The sequence below is a fragment of the Mycobacterium sp. IDUB_9 genome, from assembly GCF_055419505.1.
The window spans coordinates 111309-127262 of the sequence record NZ_JBVAXU010000006.1; the positions used below are offsets into that span (position 1 = coordinate 111309).

Annotated in this window: 19 protein-coding genes; 11 read left to right on the forward strand and 8 right to left on the reverse strand. The window is 67.6% G+C overall.

Features of this window, described 5'->3' with window-relative positions; all coding sequences use genetic code 11:
• Positions 1–4 precede the first annotated feature (4 nt).
• Both pnuC and ACZY08_RS23475 read left to right on the forward strand, forming a co-directional pair.
• Positions 5–628 (forward strand): nicotinamide riboside transporter PnuC, encoded by a 624-nt coding sequence (pnuC, locus tag ACZY08_RS23470; protein ID WP_463747131.1) that lies wholly within the window; start codon positions 5–7, stop codon positions 626–628.
• Positions 625–1713 (forward strand): AAA family ATPase, encoded by a 1089-nt coding sequence (locus tag ACZY08_RS23475; RefSeq protein ID WP_463747130.1) that lies wholly within the window; start codon positions 625–627, stop codon positions 1711–1713. Before pnuC ends, ACZY08_RS23475 begins: the two co-directional genes overlap by 4 nt.
• 19 nt (positions 1714–1732) lie before the next feature.
• Here ACZY08_RS23475 and ACZY08_RS23480 read toward each other — a convergent pair whose 3' ends face one another.
• Together ACZY08_RS23480 and ACZY08_RS23485 are read right to left on the reverse strand one after the other, a co-directional pair.
• The gene (locus ACZY08_RS23480) at positions 1733–3397 is read right to left on the reverse strand and encodes a 4Fe-4S binding protein (protein WP_463747129.1); all 1665 of its coding nucleotides are present in this window, start codon (positions 3395–3397) and stop codon (positions 1733–1735) included.
• Between the two features lie 40 nt (positions 3398–3437).
• On the reverse strand, positions 3438–4454 hold the full coding sequence (locus ACZY08_RS23485; RefSeq protein WP_463747128.1) for an AurF N-oxygenase family protein: 1017 nt from the start codon (positions 4452–4454) through the stop codon (positions 3438–3440).
• Between the two features lie 122 nt (positions 4455–4576).
• On the opposite strand from ACZY08_RS23485, the gene map reads away from it, so the two are divergent.
• From map to ACZY08_RS23505, 4 genes are all read left to right on the forward strand, one after another.
• A complete protein-coding gene (gene map / locus ACZY08_RS23490) occupies positions 4577–5341 on the forward strand; it encodes a type I methionyl aminopeptidase (RefSeq protein WP_463747127.1) in 765 nt (254 codons plus the stop codon).
• Between the two features lie 23 nt (positions 5342–5364).
• Positions 5365–6471, forward strand: coding sequence for a phosphoserine transaminase (serC, locus tag ACZY08_RS23495; RefSeq protein ID WP_463747126.1), 1107 nt, complete (start codon positions 5365–5367; stop codon positions 6469–6471).
• Positions 6472–6565: 94 nt separating this feature from the next.
• Positions 6566–7387 (forward strand): septation protein SepH, encoded by an 822-nt coding sequence (gene sepH / locus ACZY08_RS23500; RefSeq protein ID WP_463747125.1) that lies wholly within the window; start codon positions 6566–6568, stop codon positions 7385–7387.
• Positions 7388–7554: 167 nt separating this feature from the next.
• On the forward strand, positions 7555–8466 hold the full coding sequence (locus ACZY08_RS23505) for an SAM-dependent methyltransferase (protein ID WP_463747124.1): 912 nt from the start codon (positions 7555–7557) through the stop codon (positions 8464–8466).
• Between the two features lie 12 nt (positions 8467–8478).
• Here the strand turns inward: ACZY08_RS23505 and ACZY08_RS23510 are convergent, their stop codons facing one another.
• Genes ACZY08_RS23510 through ACZY08_RS23520 form a run of 3 tightly spaced genes read right to left on the reverse strand, consistent with a single transcriptional unit; the run spans position 8479 to position 10024 of the window.
• Positions 8479–8754, reverse strand: coding sequence for a DUF2537 domain-containing protein (locus ACZY08_RS23510; protein ID WP_463747123.1), 276 nt, complete (start codon positions 8752–8754; stop codon positions 8479–8481).
• A 20-nt stretch (positions 8755–8774) separates the two neighbouring features.
• Positions 8775–9596, reverse strand: coding sequence for a TrmH family RNA methyltransferase (locus ACZY08_RS23515; RefSeq protein WP_463747122.1), 822 nt, complete (start codon positions 9594–9596; stop codon positions 8775–8777).
• Positions 9593–10024, reverse strand: a complete 432-nt coding sequence (locus ACZY08_RS23520) for an Rv0880 family HTH-type transcriptional regulator (protein WP_463747121.1) — start codon at positions 10022–10024, stop codon at positions 9593–9595. The genes ACZY08_RS23515 and ACZY08_RS23520 overlap by 4 nt, the downstream gene beginning before the upstream one ends.
• A gap of 85 nt (positions 10025–10109) precedes the next feature.
• Between ACZY08_RS23520 and ACZY08_RS23525 the strand changes: the two genes are divergently transcribed.
• Positions 10110–10373, forward strand: a complete 264-nt coding sequence (locus tag ACZY08_RS23525; protein WP_463747120.1) for a DUF2530 domain-containing protein — start codon at positions 10110–10112, stop codon at positions 10371–10373.
• Between the two features lie 9 nt (positions 10374–10382).
• Positions 10383–10835, forward strand: a complete 453-nt coding sequence (locus ACZY08_RS23530) for an SRPBCC family protein (RefSeq protein WP_463747119.1) — start codon at positions 10383–10385, stop codon at positions 10833–10835.
• A gap of 79 nt (positions 10836–10914) precedes the next feature.
• On the opposite strand, the gene ACZY08_RS23535 is transcribed toward ACZY08_RS23530, so the two are convergent.
• Positions 10915–11697 carry a DUF3027 domain-containing protein gene (locus ACZY08_RS23535; protein ID WP_463747118.1) on the reverse strand — a complete coding sequence of 261 codons (783 nt, stop codon included), beginning with the start codon at positions 11695–11697 and terminating at the stop codon, positions 10915–10917.
• Between the two features lie 141 nt (positions 11698–11838).
• On the opposite strand from ACZY08_RS23535, the gene ACZY08_RS23540 reads away from it, so the two are divergent.
• The 3 genes from ACZY08_RS23540 to ACZY08_RS23550 all read left to right on the forward strand — a co-directional run bounded on the left by ACZY08_RS23540 (position 11839) and on the right by ACZY08_RS23550 (position 14396).
• The gene (locus tag ACZY08_RS23540) at positions 11839–13449 is read left to right on the forward strand and encodes an MFS transporter (RefSeq protein ID WP_463747240.1); all 1611 of its coding nucleotides are present in this window, start codon (positions 11839–11841) and stop codon (positions 13447–13449) included.
• Positions 13446–13934 (forward strand): DUF2771 domain-containing protein, encoded by a 489-nt coding sequence (locus ACZY08_RS23545; RefSeq protein ID WP_463747117.1) that lies wholly within the window; start codon positions 13446–13448, stop codon positions 13932–13934. Before ACZY08_RS23540 ends, ACZY08_RS23545 begins: the two co-directional genes overlap by 4 nt.
• A 96-nt stretch (positions 13935–14030) precedes the next feature.
• Positions 14031–14396 (forward strand): hypothetical protein, encoded by a 366-nt coding sequence (locus ACZY08_RS23550; RefSeq protein ID WP_463747116.1) that lies wholly within the window; start codon positions 14031–14033, stop codon positions 14394–14396.
• A 3-nt stretch (positions 14397–14399) separates the two neighbouring features.
• Here the strand turns inward: ACZY08_RS23550 and ACZY08_RS23555 are convergent, their stop codons facing one another.
• Together ACZY08_RS23555 and ACZY08_RS23560 are read right to left on the reverse strand one after the other, a co-directional pair.
• Positions 14400–15416 carry a glutathione S-transferase family protein gene (locus ACZY08_RS23555; protein ID WP_463747115.1) on the reverse strand — a complete coding sequence of 339 codons (1017 nt, stop codon included), beginning with the start codon at positions 15414–15416 and terminating at the stop codon, positions 14400–14402.
• A 24-nt stretch (positions 15417–15440) separates the two neighbouring features.
• Positions 15441–15851 carry a cold-shock protein gene (locus ACZY08_RS23560; RefSeq protein ID WP_163670247.1) on the reverse strand — a complete coding sequence of 137 codons (411 nt, stop codon included), beginning with the start codon at positions 15849–15851 and terminating at the stop codon, positions 15441–15443.
• Positions 15852–15954: the final 103 nt, after the last annotated feature.

Genomic DNA, 15954 nt, shown 5'->3' on the forward strand with positions numbered 1-15954 from the left:
GCCGATGCTGGACTGGATGGCGCAGCTCGTGCAGCCGCTCACCACCACACTGTTCATCCTGGGCGGCGACGCGGTGAGTTGGGCCGAGCTGCTGGGCTTCGTCACCGGCGGGCTGTGCGTGGCACTGACCGTGCGCCGGCACATCGCGAACTTCCCGGTGGGCATCGCCAACTGCCTGTTCTTCCTGGTGCTGTTCGCCTCGGCGCGGCTGTGGGCCGACGCCGGCCTGCAGGTTCTCTACATCGCATTGGGTTTCGCCGGTTGGTGGCAGTGGCGGTACGGCAACGCCGGCCGCACCCCGCTGGTGGTCACCCGGGCGCGCCCGGACCAAATCGGTTGGTGTGTAGCCATTGTCGTGGCGGGGACTGCACTTCTGACAGTCGTCCTGCGCGCCGCGCACGACGCGGCCCCGTTTCTCGATGCGCTCACCACGAGTTTGTCGTTGGTCGCGCAGTGGCTGCTGAACGGCAAGTACCTTCAGACCTGGTACTTCTGGATCGCGGCCGACTGCGTCTACATCCCGCTCTACCTGAGCCGCGATCTGAACCTGACCGCGGCGATCTACGTGGTGTTCCTGGCGCTGTGTCTGTCGGGGCTGCAGTCCTGGCGGAAGGTGCGGGTGCCATGAGCGAGTTCGGTCACGGCCTGTTCATCGGCAAGTTCTATCCGCCCCATCGCGGACATCACGCCGCGATCACCGCCGCCGCGCAACGCTGCGACCGGGTGAGCGTGCTGGTGATGGCGGCGGCCCCGGAGACCGTACCGCTGGCGGACCGGGTGGCCTGGCTGCGTGATACCCACACCGCCCACACCAATGTCACCGTCGCCGGAATCCCTTGCGATGCACCACTGGACGTCACCGATCAACGGGTGTGGGCAGCGCAGGTGGCCGCCATGCGCGCTGGGCTACGCGCGGCCGACTGCCCGGCCACCGTCGACGCCGTGTTCTGTGGCGACGACTACGGTGACGAGCTGGCCCGCTGGTTCGATGCCACGAGTGTGCGGATCACCCGGAGCGCGGTCAGCGCCTCGGCCGTCCGGCGCGACCTGGCCGGCCGGTGGCCCGAACTGGCCCCGGCCACCCGCGCCGGGCTCACCACCCGGGTCGTCGTGTTGGGCGCGGAGTCGACGGGGACGACGACGGTAACCGCGCGCCTGCAGCAGCACTACGCGGCGCGGGGTGGAGTCTGGGCCGCGACCCGCAACGTCGAGGAATACGGCCGCGAACACACGGCCCGCCTCTGGGAACGCCAACCCGACCGCGCGATCGACGAATTAGTTTGGGAACACGCTGATTTCGATGCCATCGGGGCCGAGCAGAACCGCCGGGAGGAGGTTGCGGCCCGCGACGGTTCACCGATCCTGGTGTGTGACACCGACGCGTTCGCCACGGCGGTGTGGGAGCGACGTTATCTCGGCACGGCTGCGCGCAGCGGTCAGCCGTGGACCCGGGTGGCGCACCGAGCGGTGTATCTACTCACCGATCACGCCGACGTGCCGTGGCACGACGACGGCATGCGGGAGGGCGATCTGGACATGCGGGCGGCGATGACCGGCTGGTTCGCCGACGCGCTGACGGCCGCCGGGCACTCATGGGTGCTGTTGACGGGTTCCCTGTCCGACCGCGTCGAGGTGGCCCTACGCACCGTCGACCCGCTGTTGGATCTTTCGATGCGCTTCGGGGAGCCGTTGCACGGGCCCGGCTTCGAATAACCAGCCGGGCCCCGGCAGCTCAACGCGTCTGCAGGCTCGCGGCAAGACGCTGTCGCACAGTCGGTTTCGGTGCGGTCGCGGCGACCGCGATCATCTCGTCCACCGAGGTGAACTTGTCGCGCGGCCGGTCTTCGCCACCGCGCGCGATCTCGGTTGCGTCGATGGCCTGCCACCCGGCGGCGTCGACCACGGCGGGCTGCCGCGTGCGCACCAGCTTCTTCAGGGCAGCCGGCTTGTGCGCCGGATCAGTCAGCACACCGGCGTTGTAATCGTCGACCAGCTGGTGCACGGTCTGCGCCGCACACGACTTGTTGGTGCCGATGAAGCCGGTGGGCCCGCGCTTGATCCAGCCGGCCACGTAAGCCCCGACCGCGTCGCGGACGCGTCCACCGTCGTTGGGCACGACAGCAGCGTCGTCATCGAACGGCAGATCGGCAATCGCCTTGCCACGGTAGCCGATTGAGGTCAGCACCAGGCCGGCGTCGAGCGTACGCAGCTGATCGGTTCCGGTGACACCGAATTCGATGCCGGTCACCCGGTCCTCGCCGAGCACGCGCTGTGGGGTGAGTCGGTAGGCCAGCCGGATCCGCGGCCGGGTGAGCGGTGCGGACGCATTGCCCAATTTGGCCAGGATCTCCAGCTTGTTGCGGGTCAGCGGATCCGTCTCACGCGCCAGGTCCGCGACCACCAACTGATGATCGGCCTCGTCGAGCACGACATCGCAGCTCGCGGTCAGACCGATCAACTCGGGCAGCGTGAAGGCCGACTCGGCCGGGCCGCGGCGGGCCGCGACCACCACCTCGGAAATCTTCGAGGAACGCAGGGCCGCCAGAGCATGATCGGAGATGTCGGTGCGGGCCAGTACATCCGGATCGGTGGTGAGCACGCGGGCCACGTCGAATGCCACGTTGCCGTTGCCGACGATGACCACCCGCTCGTGGCTGAGGTCCACCGGCAGATCGGTGAACTCGGGATGCCCGTTGATCCAGGCCACCATCTCGGTCGCCGTCCCTGTGCCGGGGAGGTCCATGCCGTCGATGTCGAGCCGGCGGTCGTTGGGCGCACCCACCGCGTACAGCACGGCGTGGTGGTGCTCCAGTAGGTCGGCGTGGGACAGGTGCTTGCCGACCTCGACGTTGAGGAAGAATCTAAATCCGGGCAGCCCGGCGATAACGTCGAACAGGCGCGTCACCCGCTTGGTGCCCTGGTGGTCCGGTGCCACACCGGCCCGCACCAGCCCGTAGGGCGTCGGCAGCTTCTCGAAGACATTGACCCGCACACCGCGCTGCGTCAGCAGCTCGTCGGCCGCGTACATGGCGGCCGGACCCGAGCCCACGATCGCCACCGTCAACGGTCTCCCCGAATGTGCTGCCACCTTGGGCGCCGCGATCACCGGCGCCAGCTTGGATGTCGGCGGCAGCTTGCCTTCCCGCTTCGGGTAGAAGGCCGCGTTGAGCTCGATGAACGGCAGCTGCTTCTCGGTCAGCCGGGTATCGGCCGCGATCGCGCCGACCGGGCAGGCGCTCACGCACGCGCCGCAGTCCACGCACGCCTCGGGATCGATGTAGAGCATCTCGGCCGTCGCGAAGCCCGGCTCATCCGGTGAGGGATGGATGCAGTTCACCGGGCACGCATAGACACAGGACCCGTCGCTACAACACGACTGGGTGATCACGTGGGGCATCTAGAACCTCTGCAGACCTTGCGACTTTCCGGGGCGAGCTTCAGGCGACCGAGACCAGGTGCTCGCGCTGAGGCTCGCTACGGTAGCGGCTCGGCGGCCCGTCGATCTTGCAGATCCGCCAGATCAGCTTGGCGATCGGGTTCATCAGGCCGGTGTCGTGGCACAGCATACGGACATCGCCGAACATGTCCCGCAGCATCTTGCGCGACTCGGGCGAGGAGAAGAACAAGTCCTTGCGGACGGAGCGCGGGATGTCGAATTCCTTCCAGAACGCGCGCGGCGGCACGATGATCGCCGAACACAGGATGCGCATGGTCAGCGGCACGAAGAGCGACAGGATCCAGCGTTGACGCCGGCGCAGGTTCGGCACCCGCTTGTGCAGGTACTGGTGTGCGAAGGAGATGTGCCGGGCTTCCTCGGCGACATGGATCGCCATGACCCGTTCCATGATCGGGTGCAGGGCCTTGCCCTCGCGCAGCACGTTCTTCTGCGTGTGGTCGATCGGCTCCTCGCCGGCGAGGACGCCGAAGAAGAACGGGATCGGCAGCGGCCCGGCGGCCAGCGGGATGAGCGGCTGCAGCCACTTGAGCAGGCGCGGCATGCCCGGCACATCCATGCCGATGCGGTTGACCATCTCCTGGAACATCAGGGTGTGGTTGCACTCCTCGACGGATTCGTGCAAGCAGTACCGGTACTCCGGGGAACCGTTGGGGACCCAGAACGAGTACTCCATCAGACCGCGGATCAGGATGTTCTCGAAGTGCAGGCCGACCTTGGCGACGTTGGCCTGGCGCCACATGCCGATCTCGATCTGCCGTTCGACCGGCAGGGCCTGGTACCACGGGTGACCACCCATCGGGTCGGTCCCCGGGAGGATCCACCGCGGATCGTTCGGGATCACCGCAAACTCAGGCGAGTCCCAGTCGATGTCCTTGTACGGGTTGAAATTGCGTCGCACCGAGCCCTCGGACAACGTTGCGAGCATGTCGACGTACTCAACGTCGTCGCTGACGTCCATGTTCTTGCGCCAGCGCCTGACCATCTTGGTCCGAGCCATGTTGCAGACCTCTCTATAATCGTTTGAGGTTTACATCTACCCACTTGTTGTACAAACGGTACCGCAGGTATCGAGTAAATGTCCATGCCTGATTTGAATCGTTTGCCGATAGGTGACTAGCCGTGGTCAATCTGAAGACAAAAGACCAGGTAGAAGCCATGGCTGCGGCTGGAAAAATAGTCGCGGAAACATTGCGAATGCTCGCAGATCAGGCCGTTCCAGGTCACACTACGGCCGATTTGGACCGGATCGCCGCCGAAATCCTGGCCGCGCACCACGCCACCTCCCCCTTCCTCGACTACCACCCGCGGTGGGCGCCCCGCCCGTTCCCGGCAGTCCTGTGCGTGAGCGTCAACGACGCGGTGGTGCACGGCATCCCCGATGACACCGCGCTGGCCGACGGGGACCTGGTGTCGGTGGACTTCGGAGCGGTTCTGGACGGGTGGTGCGGAGACTCCGCCCGCAGCTTCGTCGTGGGCACGCCGCGGACGGCCGACACCGCGTTGATCGAGGCGACGGACGCAGCCCTGGCCGCCGGGATCGCCGCGGTCCGGCCGGGCAACACCCTGGGCGACATCGGACATGCCATCGCGTCGGTGGCCCGGGACGCCGGCTACGGCCTGCTGGCAGGCCACGGCGGCCACGGCATCGGACGCACCATGTACGAGCCGCCCCACGTTCCCAACTCAGGACAGCGCGGGGCAGGCCTGGCGCTGCAGCCCGGCCTGGTGATCGCGATCGAGCCGATGCTGATCGCCGACGGCACCACCGGCTACGTCCACGATCCCGACGGCTGGACGCTTCGCACCGCCACCGGGGCCCGCGCCGCGCACAGCGAACACACCGTCGCCGTCACCGCCGACGGCGCCCGGATTTTGACCCTCTAGCGGCCGACTTTAGGCTTGTCGGCATGGCTGAACTGATCATCCCCGCCGACCTCAAGCCCCGCGACGGCCGTTTCGGATGTGGCCCCTCCAAGGTCCGCCCCGAGCAACTGACCGCGCTGGCCGCTGCCGGGGACCTGTTCGGCACATCCCATCGGCAGGCGCCGATCAAGAATCTGGTGGGCCGCGTCCGCGACGGGCTCCGCACACTGTTCTCGGTTCCCGACGGGTACGAGGTGATCCTGGGCAACGGCGGCTCGACCGCATTCTGGGATGCCGCGGCGTTCGGCCTGATCGACAAGCGCTCACTGCACCTGACCTACGGCGAGTTCAGCGCCAAGTTCGCCTCATGCGTGGCCAAGAACCCGTTCATCGGCGACCCGATCATCGTCAAGACCGATCCGGGCACCGCGCCGCAGCCCCAGTCCGACCCGTCTGTCGACGCCGTCGCCTGGGCCCACAACGAGACCTCGACCGGCGTCTCGGTGCCAGTGCAGCGCCCGGCCGGCGATGCGCTGGTTCTGATCGACGCCACCTCGGCCGCCGGCGGCCTGCCCGTCGATATCGCCGACACCGACGCGTATTACTTTGCGCCGCAGAAGAATTTCGCCGGCGACGGCGGCCTGTGGCTGGCCATCGTCAGCCCCGCGGCGCTGGCCCGCATCGAGGCGATCGGCGCATCGGACCGCTGGGTGCCCGACTTTCTGTCGCTGCCCATCGCGGTGGAGAACAGTCTCAAGAACCAGACCTACAACACCCCGGCCATCGCCACGCTCATCCTGCTGGCCGAGCAGATCGACTGGCTCAACGGCAACGGTGGGCTGGACTGGGCCGTCAAGCGCACCGCCGACTCCTCGCAGCGGCTGTATTCGTGGGCCGAGGGCACGTCGTTCGCCACCCCGTTCGTCACCGATCCGGCCCTGCGCTCACAGGTTGTCGGGACGATCGACTTCAGCGATTCGGTGGATGCCGCCGCTGTCGCCAAGGTGCTGCGCGCCAACGGGATCGTCGATACCGAGCCGTACCGCAAGCTCGGCCGCAACCAGCTGCGGATCGGCATGTTCCCGGCCGTGGAGCCTGACGACGTGAGCGCCCTGACTGCCTGTGTCGACTGGGTCGTCGGCCAGCTCTGAGCACACCTCTGAACCGGAGGCCCTCCCGCCAGCGTGTCAGCCCGGTAACGGGCTGATAACGCAGTAGGGTTCGCACGCAGGAGGTCAGGTCGGTATGCGAGAACTCAGAGTCGTTGGATTGAACGTAGACGGCAGACGCATCATCTGCGAAGACGACGACTCCAAAGAGACGTTCAGCTTGCGTGTCGACGACCGGTTGCGTGCTGCGATGCGCGGAGACAAGGTCGCCTCGAATCAATCCGAGATCGATGTAGAGGTGCAGAACGTGCTGCGACCCAAGGAGATTCAGGCAAAGATTCGCGCCGGCGCATCGGTGGAGCAGTTGGCCACGGCAGCCGGGGTGCCTATCGAGCGGGTCGAGCGGTTTGCTCATCCAGTGCTGCTGGAGCGCGCTCGCGCGGCCGAGCTGGCCACCGCTGCGCATCCGGTGCTGGCCGACGGACCCGCGGTGCTGACGCTGCTCGAGACCATCACGCAGGCCATCGTGGCCCGGGGCCTCGACCCTGATTCGATCGCGTGGGACGCCTGGCGCAATGAAGACAGCCGATGGACCGTACAGCTGGCCTGGAAGGCCGGCCGGTCCGACAATGTCGCGCATTTCCGCTTCAGCCCCGGGGCCCACGGCGGCACCGTCTCCGCCTCCGACGACGCGGCCCGCCAGCTGATAAACCCAGAATTGGGCCGGCCACTGCGCCCGGTCGCCGCGGTCCCCCATCTGTTCGACAATCACGAGGCCGACGAGGTTCATCACGTTCCGGCCGCAGCCCCCGAGCAGTTCAGCCGACCCGCCGATCCCGCGCCCGCGCCCGCGGCGGCACCCCCGGCACCCGCCAAGCGCGGTCGCAAGGCCCGTCCCGCGGTTCCGGCCTGGGAGGACGTGTTGCTGGGCGTGCGCTCATCAGGCACGCAGCCCTGATCGTCTGATCACTCAGCACCGAGGATCTCAGTCAGCATGTGACTGAGATCCTCGGTGTTGTGCATTTTGCGGCCTTACCCGGCGATGTGACGCAAACGACGAGTCCACCAGCTCCAATATTAGTTATAGTGTCTAATAACTAGACTTGCTATATATCTGGAGGGGTCATGCCGCGCACCGAGAACGACACCTGGGATCTGGCCACCGGCGTCGGCGCCACCGCCACCGGAGTGGCCGCGTCACGGGCGCTCGCCTCCAGCGCCCCCGATGCACTGATCTCCGACCCCTACGCCCGGCCCCTCGTCGATGCCGTCGGCGTGGACTATTACGTCCGCCTGGCCCAGGGCGACCTGCTGGCCGCCGGCACAGCCGACCCGCTCGATCCGCATCTGATCGCCGACGGCATGGCCATCCGCACCCGCTACTTCGACGACTTCCTCCTGGCCGCCGCCGAGGCGGGCATCCGTCAGACCGTCATCCTCGCCTCGGGCCTGGACGCGCGGGCCTACCGGCTGCCCTGGCCGGCCGGGACGACGGTGTTCGAACTGGATCAGCCCGCCGTCATCGAGTTCAAGGGCCGCGCACTCGCCGACCTGGGCGTCACGCCGACGGCGGAGCTGCACGCGATCGGCATCGACCTACGCCACGACTGGCCCGCCGCCCTGCGCACCCGAGGCTTCGACCCACAGGTGCCCACCGCGTGGATCGCCGAGGGACTGCTCGGCTACCTGCCGCCCGACGCGCAGGACCGGCTGTTCGACAACATCACCGCACTGAGCGCGCCGGGCAGCCGCCTTGCCACCGACTGGATCAACGAGCAGTCGGAGCTGGCCGAGAGCCGGATCCGGACACTCACCGATCACCAACGCGAGCAGGGCCTCGAAGTCGACGACCTGTCGGAGCTGATCTTCCCGGGCGACCGCAACGCCGTCGCGGACTACCTGACCGAAACCGGTTGGCAGCCCGAAACCACCACGGCCGAAAGGATGTTCGCGGTCCACGGCAGAAAGTTCCACCGCGACGAGGCCGTCGCCGGCCTGCTCGATGCCAACTACACCGCGGCAGAACTGGTGGCCTGAGCGGCAATCGAGTCAGTGCTGGGTCAAGCCGATGGCCAGCAGCGCCAGCCACCCGCACGCCACGCCGACACCCGACCCCAGCACGAACCAGCGCCACACCGGCCGGTGCCGCCAGCCCCACACGGTGGGGGCCAATCCGCCGACCGCCACCATGTTCAGCCCCACCGCCAGCAGCGGGTGCACCCGCAACAAACCCACCCCGAGCACGACGATCGCCGCGCCCAGGACCACGGCCACGAAACCGGCCACCGTCAGGCCGGTACCCCACGGCGTGGAATTGTCGGTCACGGTGTCAATCTAACGCGATCTCAGCCTCCGAGCCGGGCACGCTCGTAGAACGTGAGCGCTGCGGCGGTGGCGACATTGAGTGAATCCGTGCCGCGCGACATCGGGATGCGCACGCGCACATCGCTGGCGCGCATCGTCCTCTCGGTCAACCCCGGCCCCTCGGCGCCGACCAGGACCGCCACCCGGTCCCCGTCAAGCTGGGTCATCGCCTCCGACAGAGTCGCGGCGGCCGGATCGGGCGTCATTGCCATGAGCCGAAAACCCTTGTTCCGCAATAGCTCCAAATCATCCGGCCACGCGGCGGCCCGGGCGAACGGAACCAGGAGGGCATGCCCCATCGACACCCGCACGGCCCGCCGGTACAACGGATCGGCACATCCCGACCCGAACACCACCGCATCGACCGCCAGCCCGGCGGCGTTACGGAAGATGGACCCGAGGTTCTCGTGGTCGTTGACCCCTTCGAGGACCGCCACGGTGCGCGCCCCGGAGATGACCTCCGCCACCGACAACTCCGGTGCCCGCGACGCCGACGCCAGCACTCCACGGTTGAGGTGGAATCCGACCGCGGCGGCCATCACGTCGGCATTCGTCCGGTAGAACGGCACGTCCACCCCGTCGAGGTCGGCGGCCAGTTCACTCAGACGCCGGTCGGTGCCCAGCAGCGCGCGGGGGACGAACCGGGAGGCCAGCAGGCGCTGCGCCACCAGCACGCCTTCGGCGATCACCAGGCCTTTTCCGCTGGGCAGATCGGGCCGGCGGTCCACGCTGTTGAGATCGCGGAAGTCATCCAGCCGGGAATCGGCCGGATCCTCGATATCGATTACCTGCAGCTGACTCACACGCCTTCGAGGACCATGGCGGACATCAGATCGGTTGCGGTGAGCAGGGTCTGGCGGTCATCCGGATCCAGGCGCGCCAACTGCGCCTTGAGCCATTCCTGGCTCGCCCGGCGCTCGGCGTCGACGAGGGACATCCCGGCCGGCGAGGCAGACACCACGATCTGACGTCCGTCCAGCGGATGCGCGGCGCGGGCCACCAGGCCCTGTTCGGCCAGCGAGGCGATCACCCGCGTCATCGACGGGGGCCGTACCCGCTCCCGCAACGCCAGGGCGCCCGGCGTCATCGCGCCCTCCTTGACCAAGGTGGCCAACGCCGAGAACTGGGTCAGCGAAACCGGGGATTCTGCACGCCGCGTACGTAATTGACGCGCGAGACGAACAACTGCCAGGGCCAGGTCATTCGCAAGCCGCGCCTCCGGATCCTTCACATCGGAAATAGTACTGAGCCGCCGAAGGTAAAGGGCTAAAACCAAGACCAATGAATGCGGACCGCATCGGATACGTTGGTCATCGATGACCGAGAACACTGACGACGCGACGGCACCCCAACCGCCGGCTCTGCCCGCCGCACTGCTGGAGCCGTGGCCGGTGATCGTGGTGATCGCCACGGGCTGGTTGATCGCGACCGTCCTGACTTTCACCGTCGGCGGTCTGCAACACTGGCGGCCGTTCACAGTCGCCGGACTGGCGATCGGCGTTCTCGGCACGACCATCTTTCTGATCCAGCGCCGCGCCGTACGCCGCGGATCCCGCGGTGCGCAAAGCGGATTGACCTGAGGAGACACCATGGCCGCACCCCTACTGCAAGCCACCATCGACATCGACGCACCGGTTGACAAAGTCTGGGGGCTGATCTCGGACCTGACCCGAATGCCGCAGTGGAGCCCACAGTGCCGGCTGATGAAGCCACTCGGCCCGCTGCGTCCGGGGACCCGCACGCTCAACCTCAACCGGCGCAAGTTCATGTTCTGGCCCACCACGTCACGCCTCACCGAGGTCGTCGACAACAAGAAGCTGTCCTTCCTGGTGGAGGGCAACAACACGGTGTGGAGCTACGAACTGGAACCGACCGGCACCGGCACGCGGGTGACCGAATCCCGCCACGCCGAGAACGGCACCACAGCAGTGTCCAACGCTCTGGTCGGCGCATTGTTCGGCGGAGTCCCCAGCTTCGAAGACGAACTCGTCGACGGGATGAACGCTTCGCTGGCACGCATCAAGGCCGCCGCCGAGAACTGAGCAGAGCTCAGTCGGCCGGACCAGATTCGCCTCAGTCGGCCGGACCAGATTCGCCTCAGTCGGCCGGACCAGATTCGCCTCAGTCGGCGGTGTCGAGCACACCGTCGTCGTAGGGCTCGTACATCGGCGACCCGGTGCCGGGCGGTTGCGGGGTGTCCGAATGGGCCCCGCAGCCATACTCGGCCTCCACCACATGCCCGTCGGCGGATAGATCGTTGGCGCACACACCGAACATCACGCCCAGTGCACCGCCGAGCGGTAGGTAGAAGCCACAGTCGCGGCAAACCCGACGCGTGGAGCGGGCCATCGCCGACCCCGGGCCGTAGTCGCCGTCGTGCCAGCGCTGCGCCGCCTGCGCCCGGCCCCACTCGCTGAGTACCTGAAGCCGCCCGAAGCCGAGTTCCAGCGCGGCGTCGTCGATCAGTGGATCACCGGTGGCCACGTACCCCGGAACCAGACGCGGATCATTCGGCGGCGGGGCCAACAGGTCGCCGGGTCCGAGGTCACCGGGACGGACCCGGTTCTCCCACGGCACCCACTCCGGCGCCAGCAGCGCCGTCGGCCCCGGGACGAGGACCAGCTCGCTGATCGTGGCGTGGTCGGCGCCTGGGTAGGCAGCCACCACGACGGCCCACTGCCAACCGCGGTAACCGGGCAGGTCAGCCAGGAATCGGTGCGTGGCCGAGGAGGCGTCCTCGATGCTTGCACCGAGGTATTCGCCGACGGTGCCGTCGCCGCTGAACTCGATCAGCGCCGCACGAGCCTGTTCGGCGGCACCCAAGAGCACCGCCTCCTGCTCCTGCGACGGTGCCGCCGGGCTGGTTTCGGGGGTCTGCTCAGCAGATTCGGTCACGCTTTCCATCGCCTCCATAGTGCCTGATCGGGGCAACCACAGACCACACCGGTCGCCTGTCGGCCGCTTGCGCCTCGGATAAGAGAGAATCGGGGGGTGACCTACTACCCGCCGCGGCCGCCGGCCGATCACGGCGAGGAACATCCCGGAATGGCCAACTACCCCAGCGACGAGACGCCGCGACGGCCACGCAGACAATCGGTGCCCAGCTCCAACCGCTGGCTGCCGCCGCTCGACGATCAGCACACCACCGCGCACCCGAACCAGGACAACCCGCAACGCTCCCACGGGGTCGGGTCGGCAGCCGGTGAGAAGGTCACGGTCACCCGGGCCGCCGCGGCACGCAGCCGCGAAATGGGTTCGCGGATGTACGGTTTCGTGCACCGCGCGGCCACCGCCGACGGCGCCGACAAATCCGGGCTGACGGCGCTCACCTGGCCGGTGGTGGCGAACTTCGCCGTCGACGCGGCCATGGCCGTCGCACTGGCCAACACGCTGTTCTTCGCCGCGGCCAGCGGCGAGTCCAAGAGCAAGGTCGCGCTGTACCTGCTGATCACCATCGCGCCGTTCGCGGTGATCGCCCCGCTGATCGGGCCTGCGCTGGACCGCCTGCAGCACGGTCGCCGGATGGCGCTGGCGGCCTCGTTCGCGTTACGCACCGGGCTGATCGTGATCTTGATCGCCAATTACGACGGTGCCACCGGAAGCTATCCGTCCTGGGTGCTCTACCCGTGTGCGCTCGGCATGATGGTGCTGTCCAAATCGTTCTCGGTGCTGCGCAGCGCGGTCACCCCACGTGTGCTGCCCCCGTCGATCGATCTGGTCCGGGTGAACTCCCGGTTGACCACCTTCGGCCTGCTGGGTGGCACCGTGGTCGGCGGCGGCATCGCCGCGGGGGCCGAATACCTGTTCAACGTGGCTCAGCTGCCCGGGGCCCTGTACGTCGTCGTCGCGGTCAGCGTCGCCGGCGCGGTGCTGTCGATGCGGATCCCGAAGTGGGTCGAGGTCACCGAGGGTGAGGTGCCCACCACGCTGAGTTACCACGGTCAATCGGGCGGCCAGGGTGAACTGCGCCGTCACCCCGGCAAGCCGAAAGCCGAACGTCAGCCATTGGGCCGCAACACCATCACCGCGTTGTGGGGCAACTGCACGATCAAGGTGATGGTCGGGTTCCTGTTCCTGTATCCCGCGTTCGTCGCGAAATCCCACGATGCCACCGGCTGGGAACAGCTGCTGATCCTCGGGCTGATCGGGGCGGCGGCCGGCGTGGGCAACTTCGGCGGCAACATCGCCGCCGCACGGCTGGCGCTCGGACATCCCGCGCAGCTGGTGGTGCGGGCGGCCGCCGCGGTCACCATCGTCGCCCTGGCCACCGCACTGACCGGAAACCTGATGGTGGCTGCCGGCGCGACACTCATCACCTCGGGTGCCAGTGCCATCGCCAAGGCCTCACTCGACGCGTCCCTGCAGGACGATCTGCCCGAGGCCTCGCGGGCCTCGGCGTTCGGCCGGTCGGAATCGGTGCTGCAGCTGGCCTGGGTGACCGGAGGCGCCACCGGGGTGCTGATCTATACAGACCTCTCAGCCGGGTTCACTACGATCACGGCCGTGCTGATACTGGGCCTGGCGCAGACCATCGTGAGCTATCGCGGCGAATCACTGATTCCGGGTCTGGGCGGTAACCGCCCGGTCCACGCCGCACGAGAAGGCGGCAACCGTCGTGCGGCAGCGCCGACGACAGCACAGTGGGAGTCCCGATGAAGCGTGCTCTGGCGGTCCTGGCGGCCGTGGTCGTGCTGGCGATTGCCGGTACCGCGGTGGGGGTCTGGCGGCTGCACAGTGCCCACGGCGACCGGTTGCCGGAGATCAGTGCGTACTCGCACGGACACTCGGTGCGGATCGGCCCGTTCCAGTACTGCGAGGTGCTCAACCTCGACGACTGCGAGGAACCGCGCGACGCGGGCGAGCTGCCGGTCACCAAGGACAATCCGGTGCAGCTCTCCGTGCCCAGCGCGGTCTCCCGGGCCCCATGGCGGCTGCTCCGGGTGTACGAGAACCCGATCGACACGACGGTCACGTACTTCGCACCCAAGACCACACTGGCCGTCACCATCCCCACCACCGACCCACAGCGCGGGCGGCTCACCGGCCTCGCGGTCCAGCTGCTGACCCTGGTCCAGGATCAGAACGGCCAGGAATTCGCGCTGCCCCACGCCGAATGGTCGATCAGCACCGCGTGGCCCTGACCGTTCCGTCGCTTTGCTGCTTGCTTCCACAAGCAACCGTGATCCGAGTTTTCCCTACCGAGCTTTTCAGCGGTTGTGCAGCGATAACGTAATTGCATGAAGCCACCGCTCGCGGCGCTGGCAACCACGGTGCTGCTGGCAGTCGGCCTGGGTCTGGGTGCCCTCGTCGTGGGAGCCGGTACCGCGCAGGCCTATACCTACGGCCCATTCCAGTGGTGCCCCGGGCAACCGCTGCCGAATGACCCGCCCCGGTCGGATACCGAACTGGTGTGGGACATGGGCGTCTGCCACACCTACTACTTCGAATACGACGTACGGACCCACGCCCCCGCGCATTACTGGGAGGGACCGAACCTGTTCCCGACGCCCATCCCGCCGCCCCCGCCGCCGGAGAATCCGCCGAACATCTTCGAGCAGTGCCCCGGGCTCATCCCCTTCGTCAACTGCCTACCCGGTCTCTAGGGCCTATCCGGCGCCGTGTCCGTCCCGGACCCGTTCGGCCGCGGGCGTCGGGCCGGGCGGAGTGCCGTCACCGAAAGGCCTGCCGCCCAAGGATTCCCGCCCGTGTGGCGTGAGCCAGTCGGCCAGGTCCGGGCCCTTCGGCACGATCTGGGTCGGATTGATGTCCGAATGCACGATGTAGTAGTGCTGCTTGATCTGGACGAAGTCGATGGTGTCCCCGAAGCCCGGTGTCTGGAACAGATCTCGCGCATACGCCCACAGCACGTCCATCTCGGTGAGCTTGGACCGGTTGCACTTGAAATGGCCGTGATAGACCGGGTCGAACCGCGCCAGCGTGGTGAACAACCGCACATCGGCCTCGGTGATGGTGTCGCCCACCAGAAAACGCTGGGTGCTCAGCCGGTCGCTCAGCCAGTCCAGCGCCGTGAACAACCGGTCATAGGCCTTGTCATAGGCCTCCTGTGAGCCGGCAAAGCCGCACCGGTACACCCCGTTGTTGACCTCGGTGTAGATGCGCTTGGCCACCGAATCGATCTCCGCCCGCAGCGGCGCGGGATACAGCTCCGGGGCTCCATCACGGTGATACGCCGTCCACTCGGTGGAGAAATCCAGTGTCATCTGGGCGAAGTCGTTGGTCACCACCGCGCCCGTGGCCACCTCGACGATCGCGGGCACGGTGATGCCCTTCGGGTAACCGGGGTCGCGCTTGAAGTACGCGTCCTGCAGTCGCGGGATCTTGAGCACCGGATCGAGCCCGTCCGGGTCGAGGTCGAAGGTCCAGCTGCGGGCGTCATGCGTCGGACCGCAAAAGCCAATGGACAGAGCACTTTCCAGCCCCAGCAGGCGTCGCACGATGATGGTGCGGTTGGCCCACGGGCAGGCCCGCGCCACGATCAGCCGGTACCGGCCGGCCTCCACGGGGTACCCGTCATGGCCGTCGGCGGTGATCCGGGTGGTGATGTAGTTCGTGTCGCGGTTGAATTCACCGCTACCGGCCGCGACGTAGGAGCCCTGGGTCATGGACCCAGTCTCCCCGTACCGGCACTAAGCGTCGAGCTCCTGCGCGACAGCCTTGACCACCTCGGACACCCGGCGCGCCACCTTGCGGTCGGGGTAGCGGCCCTTGCGCAGCTCGGGCTGGACGATGTCCTCGAGCAACGTGATCATGTCCGAGACCATGCCGTGCAGCTCATCGGGAGTGTGCTTGTGCTCGGGACGCTCCGCCTCGCGCCGGGCCCGGCTCAGGCTCGGCGGCGGGTCGATCAGCTTGACGCTCAACGCCTGCGGGCCACGACGGCCGGCGGCCACTCCGAACTCGACACGCTGACCGGCCTTGAGGCCCTCGACACCCGCGGGCAACGCCGAGGAGCGCACGTAAACGTCCTCGCCGTCCTCCTGGGACACAAAGCCGAAGCCCTTTTCAGCGTCGTACCACTTCACCTTGCCGGTCGGCACCGCATCTCACCCGCTCGTCGTTGTCAGACTGTGTACACACATAAAGCTCGCGTCCCGTCAGCCCGGGACGCGATGGAGCGATCCTACTCGGACCTCACTGGGT